The sequence below is a fragment of the Hydrogenophaga crocea genome (assembly GCF_011388215.1).
Lineage (GTDB): Bacteria > Pseudomonadota > Gammaproteobacteria > Burkholderiales > Burkholderiaceae_C > Hydrogenophaga > Hydrogenophaga crocea.
In genome coordinates this window covers 1,628,051-1,649,771 of the sequence record NZ_CP049989.1, presented here as the reverse complement: position 1 = coordinate 1,649,771, position 21,721 = coordinate 1,628,051, and the positions used below count along the sequence as shown (strand labels likewise).

At 70.7% G+C, this 21,721-nt stretch carries 19 protein-coding genes; 12 read left to right on the top strand and 7 right to left on the bottom strand.

Going from position 1 to position 21,721, the window contains the following annotated elements; translation table 11 throughout:
- The first annotated feature begins 29 nt into the window (after positions 1-29).
- Both recR and G9Q37_RS07855 read left to right on the top strand, forming a co-directional pair.
- Entirely contained in the window at positions 30-632 is a 603-nt protein-coding gene (gene recR, locus G9Q37_RS07860) for a recombination mediator RecR (protein WP_166226664.1), read from the top strand.
- Between the two features lie 103 nt (positions 633-735).
- On the top strand, positions 736-1,836 hold the full coding sequence (locus G9Q37_RS07855; protein ID WP_166226663.1) for an ABC transporter substrate-binding protein: 1,101 nt from the start codon (positions 736-738) through the stop codon (positions 1,834-1,836).
- Between the two features lie 26 nt (positions 1,837-1,862).
- Here G9Q37_RS07855 and G9Q37_RS07850 read toward each other — a convergent pair whose 3' ends face one another.
- Both G9Q37_RS07850 and gloB read right to left on the bottom strand, forming a co-directional pair.
- The gene (locus G9Q37_RS07850; RefSeq protein WP_166226662.1) at positions 1,863-3,530 is read right to left on the bottom strand and encodes a transglycosylase SLT domain-containing protein; all 1,668 of its coding nucleotides are present in this window, start codon (positions 3,528-3,530) and stop codon (positions 1,863-1,865) included.
- A complete protein-coding gene (gene gloB, locus G9Q37_RS07845; RefSeq protein WP_166226661.1) occupies positions 3,527-4,300 on the bottom strand; it encodes a hydroxyacylglutathione hydrolase in 774 nt (257 codons plus the stop codon). Before gloB ends, G9Q37_RS07850 begins: the two co-directional genes overlap by 4 nt.
- 116 nt (positions 4,301-4,416) lie before the next feature.
- Here gloB and G9Q37_RS07840 point away from each other — a divergent pair, with 116 nt between their 5' ends.
- The 5 genes from G9Q37_RS07840 (at position 4,417) to G9Q37_RS07820 (ending at position 11,715) form a co-directional block, all read left to right on the top strand.
- Positions 4,417-5,184 carry a class I SAM-dependent methyltransferase gene (locus tag G9Q37_RS07840; protein ID WP_166226660.1) on the top strand — a complete coding sequence of 256 codons (768 nt, stop codon included), beginning with the start codon at positions 4,417-4,419 and terminating at the stop codon, positions 5,182-5,184.
- 33 nt (positions 5,185-5,217) lie between these two features.
- Positions 5,218-5,652 (top strand): ribonuclease HI, encoded by a 435-nt coding sequence (gene rnhA / locus G9Q37_RS07835; protein ID WP_166226659.1) that lies wholly within the window; start codon positions 5,218-5,220, stop codon positions 5,650-5,652.
- A gap of 129 nt (positions 5,653-5,781) precedes the next feature.
- Positions 5,782-6,948, top strand: coding sequence for an efflux RND transporter periplasmic adaptor subunit (locus G9Q37_RS07830; protein WP_166226658.1), 1,167 nt, complete (start codon positions 5,782-5,784; stop codon positions 6,946-6,948).
- Positions 6,949-6,967: 19 nt separating this feature from the next.
- Positions 6,968-10,048, top strand: coding sequence for an efflux RND transporter permease subunit (locus G9Q37_RS07825; protein WP_166226657.1), 3,081 nt, complete (start codon positions 6,968-6,970; stop codon positions 10,046-10,048).
- A gap of 98 nt (positions 10,049-10,146) precedes the next feature.
- Positions 10,147-11,715, top strand: a complete 1,569-nt coding sequence (locus G9Q37_RS07820) for a Fic family protein (protein WP_166226656.1) — start codon at positions 10,147-10,149, stop codon at positions 11,713-11,715.
- Between the two features lie 12 nt (positions 11,716-11,727).
- On the opposite strand, the gene moeA is transcribed toward G9Q37_RS07820, so the two are convergent.
- Genes moeA through moaA form a run of 3 tightly spaced genes read right to left on the bottom strand, consistent with a single transcriptional unit; the run spans position 11,728 to position 14,757 of the window.
- Positions 11,728-13,014, bottom strand: a complete 1,287-nt coding sequence (moeA, locus tag G9Q37_RS07815; protein WP_166226655.1) for a molybdopterin molybdotransferase MoeA — start codon at positions 13,012-13,014, stop codon at positions 11,728-11,730.
- The gene (gene mobA / locus G9Q37_RS07810; RefSeq protein ID WP_166226654.1) at positions 13,011-13,637 is read right to left on the bottom strand and encodes a molybdenum cofactor guanylyltransferase MobA; all 627 of its coding nucleotides are present in this window, start codon (positions 13,635-13,637) and stop codon (positions 13,011-13,013) included. Before mobA ends, moeA begins: the two co-directional genes overlap by 4 nt.
- Position 13,638: 1 nt before the next feature.
- Positions 13,639-14,757, bottom strand: coding sequence for a GTP 3',8-cyclase MoaA (gene moaA / locus G9Q37_RS07805; protein WP_166226653.1), 1,119 nt, complete (start codon positions 14,755-14,757; stop codon positions 13,639-13,641).
- A 229-nt stretch (positions 14,758-14,986) separates the two neighbouring features.
- Between moaA and G9Q37_RS07800 the strand changes: the two genes are divergently transcribed.
- The 3 genes from G9Q37_RS07800 (at position 14,987) to G9Q37_RS07790 (ending at position 17,341) form a co-directional block, all read left to right on the top strand.
- Positions 14,987-16,165: an FG-GAP repeat domain-containing protein gene (locus G9Q37_RS07800; protein WP_166226652.1), complete on the top strand. Its 1,179-nt coding sequence runs from the start codon at positions 14,987-14,989 to the stop codon at positions 16,163-16,165.
- 92 nt (positions 16,166-16,257) lie between these two features.
- Positions 16,258-16,803 carry a hemerythrin domain-containing protein gene (locus G9Q37_RS07795; protein WP_166226651.1) on the top strand — a complete coding sequence of 182 codons (546 nt, stop codon included), beginning with the start codon at positions 16,258-16,260 and terminating at the stop codon, positions 16,801-16,803.
- A 10-nt stretch (positions 16,804-16,813) separates the two neighbouring features.
- Positions 16,814-17,341 carry a hemerythrin domain-containing protein gene (locus G9Q37_RS07790; protein ID WP_166226650.1) on the top strand — a complete coding sequence of 176 codons (528 nt, stop codon included), beginning with the start codon at positions 16,814-16,816 and terminating at the stop codon, positions 17,339-17,341.
- 9 nt (positions 17,342-17,350) lie between these two features.
- On the opposite strand, the gene G9Q37_RS07785 is transcribed toward G9Q37_RS07790, so the two are convergent.
- Positions 17,351-19,318, bottom strand: coding sequence for a peptidase U32 family protein (locus G9Q37_RS07785; RefSeq protein ID WP_166226649.1), 1,968 nt, complete (start codon positions 19,316-19,318; stop codon positions 17,351-17,353).
- 48 nt (positions 19,319-19,366) lie between these two features.
- Between G9Q37_RS07785 and G9Q37_RS07780 the strand changes: the two genes are divergently transcribed.
- On the top strand, positions 19,367-20,101 hold the full coding sequence (locus G9Q37_RS07780; RefSeq protein ID WP_166226648.1) for an alpha/beta fold hydrolase: 735 nt from the start codon (positions 19,367-19,369) through the stop codon (positions 20,099-20,101).
- A 2-nt stretch (positions 20,102-20,103) separates the two neighbouring features.
- On the top strand, positions 20,104-20,844 hold the full coding sequence (locus G9Q37_RS07775; RefSeq protein WP_166226647.1) for a heparan-alpha-glucosaminide N-acetyltransferase: 741 nt from the start codon (positions 20,104-20,106) through the stop codon (positions 20,842-20,844).
- A gap of 53 nt (positions 20,845-20,897) precedes the next feature.
- Here G9Q37_RS07775 and G9Q37_RS07770 read toward each other — a convergent pair whose 3' ends face one another.
- On the bottom strand, positions 20,898-21,677 hold the full coding sequence (locus tag G9Q37_RS07770; protein WP_166226646.1) for a foldase protein PrsA: 780 nt from the start codon (positions 21,675-21,677) through the stop codon (positions 20,898-20,900).
- Positions 21,678-21,721 lie beyond the last annotated feature (44 nt).

Below are 21,721 nucleotides of genomic sequence, written 5' to 3'. Positions count from 1 at the left end.
GCCGCCCGTTCCCGCAGAACCGCAACGCAGTGGCCGACACCCGTTCGCTCGAACGCCTGATCGAGGCCCTGCGCTGCCTGCCGGGCGTGGGCCTCAAGTCGGCCCAGCGCATGGCCTTTCACCTGCTGCAGCACGACCCGCACGGCGCCCAGCGCCTGGCCGGCGCGCTCAGCGAAGCGGTGGGCAAGGTGCGCCACTGCAGCCGCTGCCACACCTTCACCGAAGACGAGGTCTGCAGCACCTGCCGCGACCCGCGGCGCGACCGCGGCCTGCTGTGCGTGGTCGAAACGCCGGCCGACCAGGCCGCCATGGAGCGCACCGGCGCCTACAAGGGCCTGTACTTCGTGCTCATGGGCAAGCTCAGCGCGCTCGACGGCGTGGGCCCGCGCGAGATCGGGCTCGACAAGCTCTTCGAGCGCATCGCCGAGGAAGACCCCGAGGTGCCGCTGCGCGAGGTCATCCTCGCCACCAACTTCACCGCCGAGGGCGAGACCACGGCCCACGTGATCGCCCAGGCCCTCAAGGACCATGGCCTGCAGGTCACGCGGCTGGCGCGCGGCGTGCCCGTGGGCAGCGAGCTCGAGTACGTCGACCTCGGCACCATCGCGCACGCGCTGGTCGACCGCCGCTGAGCCGCGACCTGCGGTACCGCGAGGTACCCACGCCCGATCGGTGTAAACCCGCTCGGGACTCCACCGGATGGCGATCCGGCCCACGCGCCCTAACCTTGGGCGGATGACGGAGACCCGGGAGCCAGACGAGAGCACAGCGCCGCGCCGCGGCCTCAACCGCCGCCAATGGGCCCTGGCCGGCGCAGGCCTGCTGCTGGCCCTGCCGGGCGGGGCGGCGCGCGCCCAGGGCGCGGGCGTCACGCGCCCGCCGGTGCTGCCGCCCAAGCTCGTGGACACGCGCATCGTGATCGCGGTCGACCACCGCTTCGCGCTGAGCCACCTGCCGCTCACGGTGGCCGAGCAGCTGCACTTCTTCCGCGAAGAGGGCCTGGACGTGGAGCTGCGCGAGTTCCCCGACGAAGCCCAGGCCATGGCCGCGGTGCAGGCGCGCGCGGCGCACGTGCTGTGCAGCTCTTTGGCGCCACTGCTGCAGCCGGCCGCGCGCAGCCAGGGCTGGCAGAGCTTCGTGGTGCAGGGGCGCGCGCCGCAGCTCGCGCTGGGCGTGTCGGCGCGGTCGCTCGCGGGCTTCAAGAGCACGGCCGACCTGCGCGGGCGCCGCGTGGGCCTGCGCGCCAACGACCCGCTGGGCCTGCAGTTGCTGCAGGCCTTGTTGCAGCGCGACGGCGTGCGGCTCGACGAGCTGCAGTTGCAGCCATTCCCCGACGCGGGCGCCGCACTGCAGGCCATGCGCTTCGGCCCGCTCGACGCGCTCTGCCACACCGACCCGCTGATCACGCAGATGGAGCAGCAGGGCGAGCTGCGCGTGGTGGCCGACACACGCAACCTGCGCGGCACCACCGAGGTCTTCGGCGGTCCGCTGCCCGTGGGCTGCCTGAGCGCGCCGGGCGAGTTCATCGCGCAGTTCCCACGCATCGCGCAGGCGCTCACCGACGCGCTGGTGCACGCGCTCAAATGGCTGCAGACCGCCGGGCCATCGGACCTCATCAAGACCGTGCCCGAGAGCCACTTCCAGGGCGACCGCGCGCTCTACCTGTCCACGGTGGAGCGTTCGCGCGAGGCCTGGACGGCCGACGGCCTGATGCCGCGCGGCGGCCCCGAAACCGCGCTGCGCGCGGCCGCGCTCAAGCCGATGGCGCCGGCCGAACTCGCGCGCTGCTTCACCAACGGCTTCGCGAGCAAGGCCAAGGAGCGGTTCCGCGCCTGAGCGCGCTGGCCGGGCTCAGGCCGGTTTCAGGGCTTGTTGCCCGTGGCCACGCGGGTCTTGGCCGGCGTGGATTTGGCGGCCTTGGCGGCTTTGGTGGTGGGTGTGGTTTTGGCCGCCTTGGCCGTGCGGGTGGCGCTGGCCTTGCCGGCCTTGGCGGTGGTCTTGCCCGCGCCGCTGCGCGCCTGCACCGCCGGGGCCTTGGCCTTGCCCTTGGCCACCGCGGGCGCGGCCGCACGCTGCGGCAGCTGGAGCGTGATGCTCTGGCCGGCCTTGAGCGCGCTGTTCACCGAAAGCCGGTTCCACTCGGCCACGCGCACCGCGCTCACGCCGTGGCGGCTGGCCAGCCGGGCCACGTTGTCGCCCTTGCGCGCCTTGACCACCACGCGCCGGGTGGTCACCTCGGGTTGCAGGTTGAGCGCCGCGTTGTCGGCCACGTGCGCGGGCACGTCGCGGTCGAGCCGGCCGTTGCGCGGCACCAGCAGGCTCGAGCCCGCGGCCAGCCGCATGCGCGGCGGGATGTTGTTGACGCTGCGCAGCTCGGCCTCGCTCATGCCCATGCGCTCGGCGGCCTCGGCCGGGCTCATGTTGTGCGGCACCACCCAGGCGGTCCAGCTCGCGAGCGGGCCGTTGTAGCTTTGCAGGTTGCGCTGGAAGGTGGTGGCGTTGTCCCAGGGCAGCAGCACCGTGGGCGTGCCCGCGGCCATCACCACGGGCTGCTTGAGCGAGGGGTTGAGCATGCGGAAGTCGGCCTCGCTCACCTCGGCCAGCCGGGCGATCAGCGCCACGTCCATGTCGCGCAGCACGGTGATGGTGTCGAAGAACGGGTGGTTGCCGATCACCGGCAGGGTGGCACCGTAGCGCTGCGGATTGGCCACGATGTTCTTGACCGCCTGCAGCTTGGGCACGTAGTGGCGCGTCTCGGCGGGCATGTTGAGGTCGAGGTAACCCGTGGGTTCGCCCGCGCGCTGGTTGCGCGTGATGGCGCGGTTCACATTGCCCTGGCCCCAGTTGTACGCCGCCAGCGCGAGGTGCCAGTCGCCGAAGCGGCCGTAGAGCTGTTCGAGGTAGTCGAGCGCGGCGCGCGTGGACGCGAGCACGTCGCGGCGGTCGTCGCGGAACACGTTCTGCTTGAGGTCGAACGAGGCGCCGGTGGCGGGCATGAACTGCCACATGCCCGCGGCGCGCGCGCTCGACACGGCGGCCGGGTTGAAGGCGCTTTCGATGAAGGGCAGCAGCGCGAGCTCCATGGGCAGGCCGCGGCGTTCGATCTCTTCGACGATGTGGAACAGGTAGCGGCTCGAGCGCTCGGTCATGCGCTGGATGTAGTCGGGCCGCGCGAGGTACCACTGCTCGTGCTGGCGCACCAGGTCGCCGTCGAGGTCGTTCATGGACAGGCCGCGGCGGATGCGCTCCCACAGGTCGGCCGGCGCGGCCAGCGTGGTCACGGCGGGCGCGCTCACGGGCGCGACCGCGATCTCGCTCAGCGGCACGTTGGCGGGCAGGCGCTGGGACGGGCCGCGCACGGTGGAGACGGCGGCGGGGCCGCTGTCGGCGGCGTCGGTGCGCGGCGCGGAGGACGGGGTGGGGAGGGTGCTGGCGCAGCCGGCGAGCAGGCTCAGGCACAGCAGGAGGGCGCCCAGGCAGCGGGCCCCGGGGCGGCGCGGGCGCTGCGCCGTCGACAGGTCTTGGGTCATCGAAAAACGTTCTTCCATTCGCGCAGCGTCGCGAACACCGAAACCGGGTCGGCGCCGCTGCCAGGGGCATGGGACAGGGCCGCTTGCACCACCGCCGGCTCGTTCGAGCGCAGGAAGGGGTTGATGCGGCGCTCGGTTTCGATCGAGCTCGGCAGCGTGGGTTCACCGCGCGCGCGCAAGGCCTCGCACTGCTGCTGGTAGGCCTGCAGCGCGGCGTTGCCGGGCTCGACCGCCAGCGCGAACCGCAGGTTCGACAGCGTGTATTCGTGGGTGCAGCACACGCGCGTGTCGCCGGGCAGCGCGGCCAGGCGCGCGAGCGAGTCGTGCATCTGGGCCGGCGTGCCCTCGAACAGGCGACCGCAGCCGCCCGAGAACAGGGTGTCGCCGCAGAACAGCAGCGGCCGCCCGTCGACCTGGGCGCAGTGGTAGGCGATGTGGCCCGCGGTGTGGCCGGGCACGTCGATCACCTCGAAGTCCAGGCCCAGGGCCTGCACGCGCTCGCCGCCGCTCACGCGCGCCAGCGGCTCGGGCAGGGTCTCGAAGGCCGGGCCGAGCACGCGCGCGCCGGTGGCCTCGCGCAGCTCGGCCACGCCGCCCGTGTGGTCGGCGTGGTGGTGGGTGATGAGGATGGTGTCCAGCCGCAGGCCCAGCCGGGCCAGGGTGTCGCGCACGCCGCCGGCTTCGCCGGGGTCCACGACCAGCGCGCGCTGGCCGTCGCGCAGCATCCAGACGTAGTTGTCGCTGAAGGCCGGGATGGCGAGCAGTTGCATGGGGGCGTCGGGGCAGGGGGCGGGAGGGCGGGGATGTGCGGGGCCGTGTAGAGTGTCGGGCTCGCTCGAAACACCCGAGTGTCGCAGACATTGCGCCGCCGCCCGCCCTTCGCCGCATGACCGATTCCCAGCAGAGCCTCACCGACTGGTTCGAGACCCCGCCCGGGCGCTACCTGCTGGCCTGGGAGCAGGACGGCTTCGACCTGGCCGTGGCCGACATGTTCGGCTTCAACGCGCTGCAGCTGGGGCTGCCGCAGTTGCAGACGCTGCGCGCCAACCGCATGCCGCACCGCTGGCTGGCCCTGCACGAGGTGCCCGCCGCGCCCGACCCGCAGGCCGCGCTCGTGACCGACGCCGCCGCGCTGCCGTTTCCCGCCGCCAGCCTCGATCTCGTGGTGCTGCCGCACACGCTCGAATTCAGCGCCGACCCGCACCACGTGCTGCGCGAGGTCGAGCGCGTGCTGGTGCCCGAGGGCCGCCTGGTCATCAGCGGCTTCAACCCCACCAGCCTGTGGGGCTGGCGCCAGGGCCGCGGCCACGCCATGGCGCGCCTGGGCATCCACGCCTTCGGCGCCTCGCGCCTGTACCTGCCCGACTCGGGCGCCTTCATCGGCACCGGCCGGCTGCGCGACTGGCTGCGCCTGCTGGGCCTGGAGATCGAGACCGAACACTATGGCTGCTACCGCCCCGCGGTGCGCAGCGACAAATGGCTGCAGCGCACCGCGTGGATGGACCGCGTGGGCGCGCGCTGGTGGCCCATCTTCGGCGCGGTGCACTTCGTGGTGGCCGTCAAGCGCGTGCGTGGCATGCGCCTGCTCGGGCCGGCCTGGAAGCCGCGCCGCACGCCGGCCACGGCGCCGGTGTCGGTGGCCAACCGCCGCTGACCTTTCTTTCGCCTTTTTCCTGGAGAGACATTCTTGGACCACGTGGTGATCTACACCGATGGCGCCTGCAAGGGCAACCCTGGCCCGGGCGGCTGGGGCGCATTCCTGAGCAGCGCCGGCCGCGAGAAGGAGTTGTGGGGCGGCGAGCGCAACACCACCAACAACCGCATGGAGCTGATGGCCGTGATCGAGGCGCTGTCGGCGCTCAAGCGGCCCTGCCGCGTCTCGCTGCACCTGGACAGCGAGTACGTGCGCAAGGGCATCACCGAGTGGATCCACGGCTGGAAGAAGAAGGGCTGGGTCACGGCGGCCAAGCAGCCGGTGAAGAACGCCGAGCTCTGGCAGCGGCTGGACGCGCTGGTGCACGGCGGCCACCACCAGATCGAATGGCACTGGGTCAAGGGCCATTCGGGCGACCCGGGCAACGAGCGCGCCGACGCCCTGGCCAACCGCGGCGTGCCGGGCTGAGGCGTTTTCCCGGCCCGGCGCTGGGGTAGGTGTTACCGATTGTCAGCCGCGGCCGCGGACACTGCACAATCCCGGCCATCGTTGGCATGGAAACTGTTACGTGCCGATCTGACTTCGAGCGGAGTTTTCATGGCGAAACCCAAAGCGACCGCCTGGCTGGCGGTCATCGGTCTGGCGCTGGCCGCCGCGGGCGCCTGGTGGTGGCAGCAGCACCCCAGGGCCACGGCGCCGGCCGCGCCGGCGGCCGCGCCCGGCGCGCGGCCCGCAGCCGGCCCCGGTGGCCAGGGCGGCGCAGGCGGCCCGACCTCGGTCGAGGTCACGCGCGTGAAGACCGCGCGGCTGCAGGACGACGCCCAGGCCGTGGGCACGCTGCGCTCGCGCCAGAGCGTCACGCTCAAGCCCGAAACCGCGGGCCGGGTCTCGCGCATCGCCTTTGCCGACGGGGCCCAGGTCAAGCGCGGCGCGCTGCTGGTGCAGCTCGACGACACGCTGCAGCGCGCCGAACTAAGCCAGGCCCAGGCCCAGCTCTCGATCGCGCGCGCCAACCTCAAGCGCAACGAAGAGCTGCTGGCGCAGAACTTCGTGGCCGCGCGCGTGGTGGACGAAAGCCGCGCCGCCCTGCAGGTGGCCGAGGCCCAGGTGGCGCTGGCCGATGCGCGGCTGCAGCGCATGCGCATCACCGCGCCCTTCGACGGCACGCTGGGCCTGCGCAGCATCAACCTGGGCCAGTACGTCAAGGACGGCGACGCGCTGGTCAATCTGGAAGACACCACGCTGCTCACGGTCGACTTCCGCCTGCCCGAGCGCTACCAGAGCCAGGTGGCGCCGGGCCAGCCGGTGCAGGTGCAGCTCGACGCCTTGCCTGGCAAGCGCTTCGTGGCCAAGGTGCTCGCGGTCGACCCGCTGCTCGACGCCAACGGCCGCTCGATCTCGGTGCGCGCGACCATGCCGCGCGAGGGCGGCGCCGAGCTGCGGCCCGGCATGTTCGCGCGCGTGCTGATCGTGTTCTCGGTGAACGAGAACGCGCTCGTGGTGCCCGAAGAGGCCGTCTTCCCGCAGGGCGGCAAGCAGTTCGTGGTGGTGGTGGAAGAGCAGGGCCAGGGCGATGCGAAGAAGCTGGTCTCGCGCCGCGTGCCGGTGGAGCTGGGCGCGCGCCGCGGCGCCGAGGTGCAGGTCCTCAAGGGCCTGGAGCCCGGCATGACGGTGGTGATGGCGGGCCAGCAGCGCCTGCAGCGCGACGGCACGCCGGTGCGCATCGTGAACCTGGCGCAGGCACAGCCTGCACCGGCCAACTGACGCCGGGCGGAGCCGCGCCATGCAACTGCCCGAGATCTCCATCCGCCGCCCGGTGTTCGCCACCGTGCTCTCGCTGCTCATCGTGCTGGTGGGCCTGGTCTCGTTCAAGAACCTGAGCGTGCGCGAGTACCCGCGCATCGACGAGCCCACGGTCACCGTCACCACGCGCTTCGTGGGCGCGTCCAGCGAAGTCATCGAATCGCAGGTGACCAAGGTGCTCGAAGACTCGCTCGCGGGCATCGAGGGCGTGGACATCATCACCTCGATCAGCCGCCAGGAGCAGAGCCAGATCACGGTGCGCTTCAAGCTCGAGCGCGACCCCGACTCGGCCGCCGCCGACGTGCGCGACAAGGTCAGCCGCGTGCGCCAGCGCCTGCCGCAGGACGTGGACGAACCCACCATCGCCAAGGTCGAGGCCGACGCCACGCCGGTGATCTGGATTGCGATGAACTCGGACACGCGCTCGCCGCTGGAGCTGTCCGACCTGGCCAACCGCATTGCCAAGCCGCTGCTGCAGACGGCGCCCGGCGCGGCCGAGGTGCGCATCTTCGGCGAGCGGCGCTTCTCCATGCGCCTGTGGCTCGACCCCGACCGGCTCGCGGCCTACGGCCTCACGGTGCAGGACGCCGAAGACGCGCTGCGCCGCTCCAACCTCGAGGTGCCGGCCGGCCGCATCGAAAGTGCGCAGCGCGAATTCAACGTGACCGCGGCCACCGACCTGCAGACCCCCGAGCAGTTCCGCGCCATCGTCATCCGCAACATCAACGGCCAGGCGATCCGCATCGGCGACGTGGCCAACGTGGTGCAGGGCCCGCAGGACGAGCGCACCTCGATCCGCCTCAACGGGCGCGATGCGATCTCGCTCGGCGTGATCCGCCAGGCCACGGCCAACCCGCTGGAGCTTTCGGCCGCGGTGCGCGCCATGATCCCGCGGCTCGAGGCCGACCTGCCCAAGGACATCCGCTTCGACATCGCCAACGACAACTCGGTCTTCATCGACCGCTCGATCAAGGCGGTGTACCAGACCATCGCCGAGGCCGTGGTGCTGGTGGCGCTGGTGATCTTCGTGTTCCTGCGCACGCTGCGCGCCTCGGTGATCCCGCTGGTCACCATCCCGGTGAGCCTGATCGGCACCTTCGCGCTGATGGCGCTGTTCGGCTTCTCGATCAACACGCTCACGCTGCTCGCGCTGGTGCTGGCCATCGGCCTGGTGGTGGACGACGCCATCGTGATGCTGGAGAACATCTACCGCCACATCGAAGAGGGCATGAAGCCCTTCGAGGCCGCGATCCAAGGCGCGCGCGAGATCGGCTTCGCCATCGTGGCCATGACGCTCACGCTGGCCGCGGTGTACGCGCCGCTGGCCTTCACGCCGGGCCGCACCGGCCGCCTGTTCGCCGAGTTCGCACTGGCGCTCGCGGGCGCGGTGGTGGTGTCGGGCTTCGTGGCGCTCACGCTCTCGCCCATGATGTGCTCCAAGCTGCTCAGGCACGTCGATCAGCCCGGCCGCTTCGACCGCTTCATGGAGCGGGTGCTGGGCGGCATCAACCGCGGCTACGAGCGTGTGCTCGCGCTGTCGCTCCAGGTGCGCTGGCTGGTGGTGGGCGTGATGGCGGCGAGCGCCTTCGGCAGCTGGTGGATGCTGCAGCACATCCGCTCCGAACTGGCGCCGCTCGAAGACCGCGGCGTGATCCTCGCGTCCATCAACGGCCCCGACGGCGCGACCCTGGCCTACACGCGCCGCTACGCCGAGGCGATCGAGAAGATCGGCGCGCAGTACCCCGAGTTCGACCGCATCTTCAGCAACACCGGCAACCCCTCGGTGGCGCAAGGCAGTGTGTTCCTGCGCGCCACGCCCTGGGAGGAGCGCACGCGCTCCACGCTGCAGATCGCGCGCGAGATCGCGCCCAAGCTCGCGGCCCTGCCGGGCGTGAGCGCCTTCGCGATCACGCCGCCCTCGCTGGGCCAGGGCTTTCGCGAGCGGCCCATCAACTACGTGATCATCACCGGCGACAGCTACGAGAACCTCGCCGGCGTGGTGCGCAAGTTCCAGGAGCGGCTGGCGCAGAACCCGGGCTTCGTGCAGGTCGACACCGACCTGCGCCTGAACAAACCCGAGATCCGGCTCGACGTGGACCGCGAGCGCGCGGCCGACATGGGCGTGAGCGTGGACGCCATCGCGCGCACCGTGGAGACCATGCTGGGCGGACGCACCGTGACGCGCTACAAGCGCGACGGCGAGCAGTACGACGTGGTGGTGCAGACCGTATCGGCCAACCGCAGCACGCCCGAAGACATCGACCGCCTGTTCGTGCGCGGCCGCGGCGACGCCATGATCCCGCTGGCCTCGCTCGTGACCACGCGCGAGGTGGTGGTGCCGCGCGAGCTCAACCACTTCGGCCAGCGGCGCAGCGCCTCCATCACCGCCAACCTCGCGCCCGACTACGCGCTGGGCGAAGCGCTGCAATACCTCGACCAGGCCGCGCGCGAGCTGCTGCCACCGGGCTACACCACCGACCTCAACGGCCAGAGCCGCGAGTACCGCAGCGCCTCGGGCTCGCTCGCGCTGGTGTTCGCGCTCTCGCTGCTGTTCATCTACCTGGTGCTGTCGGCGCAGTTCGAAAGCTTCGTCGACCCCTTCATCATCATGCTGTCGGTGCCGCTGTCCATGTTCGGTGCGCTCATGGCCTTGCAGCTCGCGGGGGGCACGCTCAACGTGTTCAGCCAGATCGGGCTCATCACGCTCGTGGGCCTGATCACCAAGCACGGCATCCTGATCGTGGAGTTCGCCAACCAGCTGCGCGAGCAGGGGCTGGACAAGCTCGAAGCGGTGAAGCGTTCGGCGGGCCTGCGTCTGCGGCCCATCCTGATGACCACGGGCGCCATGGTGCTGGGCGCGATCCCGCTGGCGATCGCCACGGGCGCGGGCGCCGAGAGCCGTCAGCAGATCGGCTGGGTGATCGTGGGCGGCATGTCGGTGGGCACGTTGCTCACGGTGTTCGTGGTGCCCACCATGTACACGCTGCTGTCGCGCCGGGTGTCGCACCAGCCGGCGCACCCGGTGATGCACGAGGACCACGGGGCCATTCCGGCGAAATGAGGGTCCGTTGCGGCGTGTGTCGAAATTGTTTTTGAGCAACGGCGGCGCTTCTGCAACATTTTTGAGCCGGCATTCGCGTTTTTGATCAGAATGTGCCGATGAACAACCCCATCGGCACCGCCTGGCTGGTGCATCGGTACGCCTTGCAGGTTGCGCAGCCTCTGCCGGTCCTGAGCGAAATCGGCGGGCGGCGCGAGAGCCGTCGGGTCGACGGCGCGCAGCGCGAGCGCTACACCGAGGCCATGCGGCCCGAACCCACGTTGCGCGGGCACCTGGGCTTTCTGCTCAAGCATGAGGTGCCCCATTTCGAGCTCTTGTCGCGGCTGTTCGAGGTGTGCGACCCCCTGGAACTGCAGGCCTGGTTCCTCAATGAGCCCACGGGGCAGTACGCGCGCCGCGCCTGCTTTCTCTACGAGTGGTTCACCGGGCGGCGGCTGGCGGTCGAAGGCGCAACGAAGGGCGCTTATGTCGATGCCCTCAACCCCGAGCGGGTGGTCACGGCCTCTGCAGGTCGATCGGTGCCGAGCCGACGTTGGCGGGTGAACGACAACATGCCCGGCACGCCCGCTTTCTGTCCCTTCGTGCGGCAGGGCACGGACCTGGGCGCGTCCATGGCCCTGGACATCCCCGCCTTGCTGGGCCAGCTCAGCGACGAGTTCGGCGAAGAGGTGCTCATGCGATCCGCGGTCTGGATGACTCTGCGCGAAAGCCGCTCGTCGTTCGCGATCGAGGGCGAAGGTCACCAGGCCGATCGCATCCAGCGCTTCGCGAGCGTGCTCGGCCGGCGCACCGGCCGGGGCGATGTGCCGTTGACGTCGGACAGCCTGGCCGTCCTGCAACGCGACATCCTGGGTCCCCGGACGACGGTGCGGGCGTTCGGCCTGCGCCAGTCGCCCGTGTTCGTCGGAGAGTCCGTGCACTTCCAGGATGTGGTTCACTACATCGCACCGCCGCCCGAGGACCTGCCGGCCATGCTCGAAGGGCTGGCGACCTTCCTCCATCGCACAACGGGCCAATCGCCGGTGATGCGCGCGGCGGTCGCGGCATTCGGCTTCGTCTACCTGCATCCGCTTGCCGATGGCAATGGGCGCCTGCACCGCTTCCTGATCAACGACATGCTCCGGCGCGACGGCGCGGTTCCCGAGCCCTTGATCCTGCCCATTTCCTCCCTCATCACCGCCGACCCCGCAGAGCGCCGTGCCTACGACCGCATCCTGGAAGCGGTGTCAGTCCCCTTGATGGCGGCGGCGGCCGGGCACTACACGTTCGGCGCGCCGGTGCCGTACCCCGATGGCATCTCGTCCAACCTGCATGTGGATGCGCCCGAGCGCCTGCGCCCGGTGTGGCGCCTGCCCGATCTGACGCCACACGTGCGCTACCTGGCCGATGTGATCGCGCGAACGATCACGCAAGACATGCGGCAGGAATCGCGGACCCTGCGCAGCCACCTGAGGGCCCGCGAGGCCATCAAAAACATCATCGAGATGCCCGATGTCCAGGCCGATCGGGTGGTGCGGTCCATCGAACAGAACCGGGGCGAGCTGACAAGCAAGCTGGCCAGGGAGTTGCCCGAACTGGCCAGCGAAGCGGTGTGGGAAGAACTGGTGAAGGCCGTACGCCAGGCCTTCGATGACGCAAAGCCCAAGCCGGACGCCGAGCGCGCCTGACTGGCCGAGGCCTCAGATCACCCCGTCGAACAGCATCACCTCGACGGTGTCGCCCACGGCCACGTTGCCCTGGTCGTGGCGCAGCACGATCAGGCCGTTGGCCTGCACCATGGAGCTGAGCACGCCCGAGCCCTGGTTGCCGGTGGTGCGCGCCACCAGCGAGCCGTCGGCCTCGCGCACCACGGTGCCGCGCTGGTACTCGGTGCGGCCGGGCTTCTTGCGCATGGCCTCGCCGCTTTTCGCCTGCAGCAGCACGGGGGCCTGCACCTCGGCGCCCATGAGGCGCTGCAGGGCCGGGCGCACGAAGGCGAGGAAGGTCACCATCACCGCCACCGGGTTGCCCGGCAGGCCGAAGAGCACGGCCGAGCGGCCCGCCTGGTTCAGCCGGCCCACCGCCATGGGCCGGCCCGGGCGCATGGCGATGCGCCAGAAGGCGACGTCGCCGAGCTGCTTCATCATGGCCTTGGTGTGGTCGGCCTCGCCCATGCTCACACCGCCGCTGGTGATGATCGCGTCGGCGCGCGCGGCCGCGTCGCGGAAGGCGGCTTCGAGCAGGGCGGGTTCGTCCTTCACCACGCCCAGGTCGATCACCTCCACGCCCATGCGCGTGAGCAGGCCGAACACGGTGTAGCGGTTGCTGTCGTAGACCGCGCCCTCGCGCGGCGGCTCGCCCAGGCTCAGGATCTCGTCGCCGGTGGAGAAGTAGGCCACGCGCGCGCGGCGCACCACGCGCACCGTGGCCAGCCCCAGGCTGGCGAGCAGGCCCAGCGCGGCCGGGCCCAGGGTCTGGCCGCGGCGCAAGGCGGGCTGGCCAGCCATCAGGTCCTCGCCGAGCAGGCGGCGGTTGTCGCCGGGCTTGACCACGCCGGGCGGCAGGGTCACGGTGTCGCCGTCGACCTTCACGAACTCGATCGGCACCACGGTGTCCAGGCCCGCGGGCATGATGGCGCCGGTCATGATCTTCACGCACTCGCCCGGGCCGACGGCGCCGGCCCAGGCCTTGCCCGCGTAGGCCGTGCCCTGGTTGCGCAGCGTGAGCGGCCGGTCGGTGAGTTCGCTGCCGCGCAGCGCGAAGCCGTCCATGGCCGAGTTGTCGTGCGGCGGCACGCTGATGGGCGAGACCACGTCGTCGGCCAGCACGCGGCCCAGGGCGTCGAAGATGCCCACGGTTTCGGCCTCGGTGGTGGGCTCGACCAGGCGGGCCAGGAAATCGTTGACGCGATCGGCCGACAGCGCCTGCGGGTCGTAGCCCTGCAGTTCGGCGGCGATCTGTTCGAGGGTCTTCGGGGTGCTGCTCATGAACCCGATTGTTCCAGCGTGTGCAGCTCGTCGAGCGTGTTGGTGTTGACGAAGGCGTTCGGATCGTCGCCTGGCCGGTCGAAGGGCACGAGCACGCAGCGGTGCTGCTCGGTCCAGCGGTCGATCTTGCGGCCGCCGGCCTGGGTGAAGGCCACCAGGCTCTCGAGCAGGCCCACGTTCATGAGGCAGAACACCGGTTGCGGACGCAACTGGCCGTCTTCGGGCGCGCTCACCATGGCGATCTCGGTCGCGGGATCGTCGAAGGCCTGGGCCAGGCGCTGCACCAGGTCGAGCGGGAAGCGCGGCACGTCGCAGGGCACGGTGAGCAGGTAGGGCAACTCGGCGCGCTCCAGCCCGGTGAGAAAGCCCGCGAGCGGGCCCGCGTAGTCGCTCAGGGTGTCGGGCCACACGGGCACGCCGAAGGCCTCGTAGGCGCCCAGGTTGCGGTTGGCGTTGAGCATGAGCTCGCCGAGCAGGCCGCCTTGCTGCACCTGCAGGCGCATGAGCGCATTGAGCGCGAGCGGCGTGCCATTGAACTTCTGCAGGCCCTTGTCGGCCCCGCCCATGCGCGAACCGCGCCCCCCCGCGAGCACCATCGCGGTGATCTCTTGTGCGCCGATCAACTCAGCCTCCGATGTATGACATTTCGACGCGGCGCTGCCCGCTGCCCGCGGCGTCGGGGGGCAGCGTGGCACGCAGTTCGGAATAGCGGTCGCTGCGCTGCTGCCACACCGCAGCGATCGCACTCGAGAGCGCGTCGTCGCTGGCGCCGCCGCGAATGAGGTGGCGCAGGTCGTGGCCTTCGGTGGCGAACAGGCAGAGGTAGAGCTGGCCTTCGGTGGACAGGCGCGCGCGGTTGCAGTCGCCGCAGAAGGCCTGGGTCACGCTGCTGATCACGCCGATCTCGCCGCTGCCGTCGGCATAGCCCCAGCGCTCGGCGGTCTCGCCGGGCGCCGAGGGTTCGAGCGGCACCAGCGGCAATTCGCGCGCGATGCGCTGCACCACGTCGGCGCTGGGCAGCACCTCGTCCATGCGCCAGCCGTTGGTGGCGCCCACGTCCATGTATTCGATGAAACGCAGCACCACGCCCGTGCCCTTGAAGTGGCGCGCCATGGGCAGGATCTGGTCGTCGTTGGTGCCGCGCTTGACCACCATGTTGACCTTGATCGGGCCCAGGCCCACGGCGCGCGCGGCCGCGATGCCTTCGAGCACGTCGGCCACGGGAAAGTCGACGTCGTTCATGGCGCGGAACACGGCGTCGTCGAGGCCGTCGAGGCTGACCGTGACGCGCTGCAGGCCCGCGGCCTTGAGCTGCGCGGCCTTCTTCTTGAGCAGCGAGCCGTTGGTGGTGAGCGTGATGTCCAGCGGCCGGCCGTCGGGGGTGCGCAGCGCGGCCAGTTGTTCCACCAGGATCTCGAGGTTCTTGCGCAGCAGCGGCTCGCCGCCGGTGAGGCGGATCTTCTGCACCCCGTGGGCCGCGAACAGCCGCGCCACGCGCGTGATCTCCTCGAAGCTCAGCAGCGCGCTGTGCGGCAGGTACTGGTAGTCCTTGTCGAAGACTTCCTTGGGCATGCAGTAGCTGCAGCGGAAGTTGCAGCGGTCGGTCACGCTGATGCGCAGGTCGCGCAGCGGACGGCCCAGGGCGTCACCGAGCAGGCCGGTGGCGGGGATGGCCCGCTCGGGCACCGGCACCGCGCGCGAGCGCAGGCGCTGGTCGATCAGGGGAATCACGCGTTCGGACATGGTTCGATTATGGTCGAACGCCCGTACCAGCCACCTCCGGCACATCCCCGATGCGGGTGCGGGCTTGGACGGTGGCCGCGATCCTTGATGCGTGTCAAGCCGGGGCGCAGCCACGGGCGTAGATTGGCTGCACGGGCCGGGCCGTCGCCCGGCGCAGGAGCGTGCTGTGACAACAAGTGGTTCGCTGGTCCGCTCGGTCGTCCGCGGACCCGCTGTCGTCGCGCTGGCCTTGCTGGCCGCTTGCGGCGGCGATGGCGGCACGGCGTTCATCGCGCCGTACTGGGTGGGTGGCGGCGTGGTGGTGACCGATCTGGACGGTGACGGCCGCGACGATGTGGCCATGACCAGCACCTACGTTGCGGCTGCGCCGCCGCACCCGGGCTATGTGGATGTCTGGCGGCAGACGGCCAGCGGGCGCTTCGGGCCGCTGCAGCGCTACGCGGTGGCGGCCGATCCCTGGGTGCTGGTGGCGGGCGATGTGAACGGCGATGCCAGGCCCGATCTGCTGGCGGTCTCGCCCATGACGGTGCCGGCGCCGGCGAACACGGTGGGTGACAGCGGAGCGCTCGCGCTGCTGCGCCAGAGCGCTGTCACACCCGGGGTGTTCGAGCCGGCGCAGGTGCTGCCCACGGGCGGCGTGGCCAGCGATGCGGCGATGGCCGACACGGACGGCGATGGCCGCACCGATCTGCTGGTGGCCGATGCCGCCATCGCCAACCACCGGGCGCTGCGGCTGGCGCAACAGGCGCCGGGCGGCTTCGCCGCGCCCGAGGCCGTGTGTCCCGGGATGTCGCAAGGCTGGAGTGCGCTGGCCGTGGGCGATCTCGATGGCGACGGCCGCGCCGATCTGGTGGGCGTTGGCGGCACGCAGCTTTGGTGGTGCGCGGGCCAGGCCGGCGGCGCCTGGGCCGGCGCGGCCGTGCTCGGCACCGGGACTGCGCTGGTCGGCGTGGTCCTGGCCGATGTCGACGCCGACGGCCGCGTCGACATCGTGGCCGCGGACGCCGGCAACGCACCGGCAGGGGCCCCAGGGGGCGCCGCGGTGCGCTGGTGGCGCCAGACCGCGCCCGGTGTCTTCACCACCCAGTCGCAGGCCGTGGCCGACGGCGCGCGCCGCGTGCTGGTGCGCGACCTCGATCAGGACGGCCGGCCGGACCTGGCCGCGATCTCCACCGTTTACCAGACTCAGGCCAACAGCACACGCATCACCGTGATGCTGCAGTCGAGCGTCACGCCCGGTGCATTCGGCGTCTCGCAGGTCTGGGAAGGACCGTACAACGCGAGCTTCATCGCCGCGGGCGATGTGACGGGCGATGGCAAGCCCGACATCGTGGTCGACGGGCCCGTGGTGTATCCGCAGTCGGGCACGGCCGCGGGCCGCTTCCTGTCGGCCGCGCCGCTGCCCTGATCGAGATGCGGGCATGCCCTGGCCTGCGCTTGACCTGAATCAAGCCCACGCATCGCGCGCCCGCCTAGACTGGTGCAACCGTCAGAGAACCCATGAACCACCACGACACGCCCCTCACCGACTCGCCGTCGGCCAAGTACGCCAGCTGCCACGCGGGCATTGCCCAGCGCCTGCAGAAACTCGACGAAATGCCCGAGCTCGTGGCCGCCATCGCGCGCGCCCGCAGCGTGGCCCAGCGCTCGCTCAACGCCGCGCGCGACGCGATCTTCGAGCACCACGTGGAAGAGGAGCGCGACCTGTTTGCCGCCGTGCTGGCCAGCGCCGCGCCCGGGGCCGAGCGCATGCACGTGCAGGCCGTGATCGAACGCCTCACCGCCCAGCACCGCGCCATCGAGGCCCTGTGGACCTCGGTCGAGCGTGAACTGGTGCGTGGCGTCACCGGTTGCGCCAGCCGCATCGAACTCGACGACCTCAAGCGCTTGGCGACGGAGTACGAGGCCCACGCGCGTTTCGAAGAAGCCGTGTTCCTGCCCATGGCCGAGAGCATCCTGGAGCGCAACGGCGTGGACGCCGCCGCCCTGGCCCTGGCCGTGCACCAGCGCCACGCGCCTGAATGGCCCTTGCAGTACGCGGCCTGAGGAGCCCCTGATGAACGCCACCACCGACGATCCGCTGACCGGCTTCCGGCACTGCCACACCGGCATCGTGCGCCGGCTGCACGAGCTCAACGAACTGCCCGAGCTGATCGAGCCCGCGGCGCGCGCGCGCTCGCTGGCCGAGCGCTCGCTCGCCTTCTTCCGCGAGGCGGTCTTCGAGCACCACATGGACGAGGAGCGCGAGCTCTTTCCCGCGGTGCTGGCCAGCGCCGAGCCGGGTGACGAACACAACCGCGTGCAGGCCATCGTCCAGCGGCTCACGCAGCAGCACCGCGAACTCGAAGCGCTGTGGAAGTCGATGGAGAAAGACCTGCGCCGCGTGGCCAAGGGCCAGGACAGCGATCTCGACACGGCCGACGTGCGCCGGCTGGTCAACGAGTACCAGGCGCACGCGCTGTTCGAAGAACTGGACTTCCTGCCGCTGGCCCAGGCCATCCTGGGCCGCAACGGCAACCACCTGGCCGCGCTCGGCCTGTCGCTGCACCTGCGGCACGCGCCGCAGCCCGCGCCCTACGTCTGAGCCGCGCGCTCAGGCCGTGGCGGCCGGGCGCTGGCGGTAGAAGGTGATGGGGCTGGCCGGCACGGCCTGCATCACCGCGGGCTTGATGCGGCCCACCACGTGCATCTCGCAGGGCTTGCAATCGAAGCGCAGCGTGAGCTTCTCGTTGTTGTGCGTGATGGTGAGCGGCTCGGCGCGCACCGTGCCCTGAACGCCCGTGACGCCCTTGGCCTGCTTGGGGCACAGGCTCAGCGAGAAGCGCACGCAGTGCTTGGTGATCATGAGGCTGACCTCGCCGGCCTCTTCGTGCGACTCGTAGGCACTCGCGATCACCTTCACGCCGTGCTTCGCATAGAAGTCGCGCGCCTTGTGGTTGTAGACGTTGGCCAGGTAGGTCAGCGTGTCTTCGGGGTAGGGCGCGGGCGGCTCCACCGGCACGCCGCGTGGCAGCCGGGTGAAGGCCTTGGCGCGTGCCGCTTCGAGCGCGGCCACGGCGTCGCGGCGCAGCGGGTTGAGCAGCGAGGCCGGCACGAACAGCGGCTCGTCGAAGGCCAGCGCGATGTCGATCGGCGTGAACAGGGTCTCGCCCAGGCGGCCCAGCGCTTCGCGCAGCTTCTGGTGCGCCTGCGCGGCGTCGCGCGCGGGCTCCAGCGCGCAGGCCAGTTCGGCGTGGCCCGTGTGGCCATCTTCGTCGGTCAGCTCCAGGCGCAGGCCGTCGGCGGTGCGCGCGAGCTGCATCCACACGCCGATGCGGCGCTCGGCCGACTTCTTGTCGAGCGTGCGCACCCAGTCCATGTCGCGGTTGCGGTTGACGACGGTGCCGCGCTTGAGGTGGCGCAGGCCTTCCAGCGCGTCCTTGGGGTAGACGCGAAAGCGCCCCGCTTCGGCCTGGGGCTCGGCGCGGTTGATCTGCAGGCCCACGAGCTCGCGGTGCAGGTCGAGGTAACACAGGCCGTCGCCATTGTGGATCACGGTGGCCGTGTCGTCGCACTGCAGCTCGACCCAGTTCGGCCCCACCTGCGTCACCCAGCCGATCGGGCGGCCCGGGTTCTTGGGCGTGTCGAAGGCGCCGATGTCGTCTTTGCGGCCGTTGACGAAGTAGTCGGTGAACTCGCGGTTGAAGTTCTGGTCGGGGTCGGGCGTGAAGCTGAAGGTGCAGCGGCCCGACGAGGCGCGGCCGAGCTCGGGGCGCTCTTCCAGGATCTCGTCGAACAGCCGGCGGTAGTGCGCGGTGATGTTCTTGACGTAGCCCATGTCCTTGTAGCGGCCCTCGATCTTGAAGCTGCGCGCGCCCGCCTCGATCAGCGCGCGCAGGTTGTCGCTCTGGTTGTTGTCCTTCATCGAGAGCACGTGCTTGTCGTGCGCCACGATGCGGCCCTGGCTGTCCTTGACTTCGTAGGGCAGGCGGCAGGCCTGCGAGCAGTCGCCGCGGTTGGCGCTGCGGCCGGTCTGGGCATGGCTCACGTAGCACTGGCCGCTGTAGGCCACGCACAGCGCGCCGTGGATGAAGAACTCGACGATGCAGCGATCGGCGTCGAGCGCGTCGTAGATGGCCCGGATCTGCGGCAGCGTGAGTTCGCGCGCCAGCACCAGCTTGGACAGGCCCGCGTTCTGCAGGAACACGGCCTTCTCCACGGTGCGGATGTCGGTCTGCGTGCTCGCGTGCAGCTGGATCGGCGGCAGGTCGAGCTCGAGCAAGCCCATGTCCTGGATGATGAGCGCGTCGGCGCCGGCGTCGTAGAGCTGGCGGATCAGCTTGCGCGCCGGCTCGAGTTCGTCGTCGCGCAGGATGGTGTTGACCGTGACGTAGATGCGCGCGCCGAAGCGGTGCGCGTGCTTCGCCAGCCGCGCGATGTCCTGCACGCTGTTGTCGGCCGAAGTGCGCGCGCCGAACGAGGGGCCGCCGATGTAGACCGCGTCGGCGCCGTGGTTGACGGCTTCGATGCCGATGTCGGCGGTGCGGGCGGGGGAGAGCAGCTCGATCTGGTGGGGCAGCATGGGGAGGCGGGCAGAATGCGGGGTACCGTATTTTCGGGGAGAAGCCGCATGAACGCCGCCACGTCCATCGTTCTGGTCCATGGTGCCTGGCACGGCGCCTGGTGCTGGCGCCGCGTGCTGCCGCTGCTGCGCGAGGGCGGTGTCGAGGCGCACGCCGTCACGCTCACCGGCCTGGGCGATCGCGCCCACCTGATGTCGCCTGCCATCGACCTGCACACCCACGTGCAGGACGTGGTGGGCCTGATCGAGGCCGAGGAACTGCAGCGCGTGGTGCTGGTGGGCCACAGCTACGGCGGCATGGTGGTCACGGGCGCGGCCGACCGGCTGCAGGCCGCGGCCCCCGGCGTGCTGCGCCACCTGGTCTACCTCGACGCGGTGCTGCCCTACCCGGGTGACAGCTGGAGCAGCCCGCACACGCCCGAGACGCGCGCCCAACGCGCCGCCTCGGCACAGTCCAGCGGCGGCCTGCACTTTCCGCCGCCCGACGCCGAGGTGTTCGGCCTGCACGGCGAGGACCGCGCCTGGGTGAACCGCCGCCAGACGCCGCAGCCCTTCCGGCTCTACGACCAGCCGCTCGATTTCGACGCCGACGCCGTGGCCCGCGTGCCGCGCACCTTCATCGACTGCACCGCGCCCGCGCTCGCCACCATCGCGGCCTCGCGCGCGCGGGTACGCCGCGAGCCGGGCTGGCACCTGATCGAGATGGCCACGGGCCACGACCCCATGGTGAGCGAGCCCGCGACCCTGGCCGCACACCTGCTCGCCATCGCCCGCGCGGCCTGAGCATGGCGCAGCGTTTCGACCGCATCGACCGTCTGCGCGCCGTCGCGCTGCTGTGGATGACGGTCTACCACCTCTGCTTCGACCTGAACCACTTCGGCCTGATCCGGCAGGACATGCTGGTCGACCCGTTCTGGACCACCCAGCGCACCGCCATCGTGAGCCTGTTCCTGTTCACCGCCGGTCTGTCGCAGGCCGTGGCGCTGCACCAGGGCCAGGGCTGGCCGCGTTTCTGGCGCCGCTGGGCGCAGGTGGCCGGCGCAGCGCTGCTGGTGAGCCTGGGTTCCTGGCTGGTGTTCCCCAAGAGTTTCATCTACTTCGGCGTGCTGCACGGCATCGCGGTGATGCTGGTGATCGCGCGGCTCACGGCCGGCTGTGGCCGCTGGCTGTGGCCGCTGGGGGCGCTCGCCCTCGCGTTGCCGTGGTTCGCGCCCTGGGCGATGGCGCAATGGCCCGCACTGGCCGTGTTCAACGAACGCGGCCCCAACGTGCTGGGTTTCATCAGCCAGAAGCCCTTCACCGAAGACTACGTGCCGCTGCTGCCCTGGCTGGGCGTGGTGTGGTGGGGGCTGGCGAGCGGCCGCTGGGTGCTCGCGCACCGCCCCGGCTGGCTCGGCGGCAGCGGGCAGGGCGGCGCGGTGGGCCGGGGCATGGCCACCTGGGGCCGCTGGAGCCTGAGCTACTACCTGCTGCACCAGCCGGTGCTCATGGGCCTGATCGGCGGCGCCGTGTGGCTGTGGCGCTGAGCCCATGAAAAAAGGCGAGGGTTTGCCTCGCCTTTTCGGGTGCCGCCGCGGCCTTACTGGATCTTGGCCTTGGCGCGCAGGTCCTGCTGGTACTGCTGCAGCTTCTGCTGCGTCATCTGCTGCTTGAGCTGGGGCTTCACTTCCTCGAAGCTCGGCAGCTGCGCGTCGCGCACGTCGTCGACGCGGATCACGTGCCAGCCGAACTGGCTCTTCACCGGGGCGTCGGTCATCTGGCCCTTCTGCAGCTTCATCATGGCCTCGGAGAACTCGGGCACGTAGTTGGCGGCCGGGGCCCAGTCGAGGTCGCCGCCGTTGGCGCCCGAGCCCGGGTCTTTCGACTCCTTCTTGGCCACGTCTTCGAACTTCGCGCCCTTCTTGATGTTCGCGATGATCGCCTTGGCCTCGTCTTCCTTCTCGACCAGGATGTGGCGGGCCTTGTATTCCTTGCCGGCGTTGGCGGCCACGAACTTGTCGTACTCGGCCTTCATGTCGGCGTCGGTCACGGGGTTCTTGGCCTGGTAGTCGGCGAACAGCGCGCGGATCATGATGGTCTGGCGCGCGAGCTCCATCTGGCTCTTGAACTCGGGCGTGCTGGCCACGTTCCGCTTCTGCGCTTCCTGCATGAAGATCTCGCGCAGCACCACCTCTTCCTTGATCTGGGCGCGCGTGGCGTCGTCCACCGGGCGGCCTGCGGCCTCGATCTGCTTGACCAGCGCTTCCACCCGGCTCGTGGGCACGGGCTTGCCGTTGACGACGGCCACGTTCTGGGCAGCGGCCCAGGGAGCGGATGCGATCAGCACGGCCGCGGTCAGGGCCGACAGGGTGTGTTTCATGGACTTCCTACAGGGGGATGAAAAACGGTTGGAGCCGCTGCCTC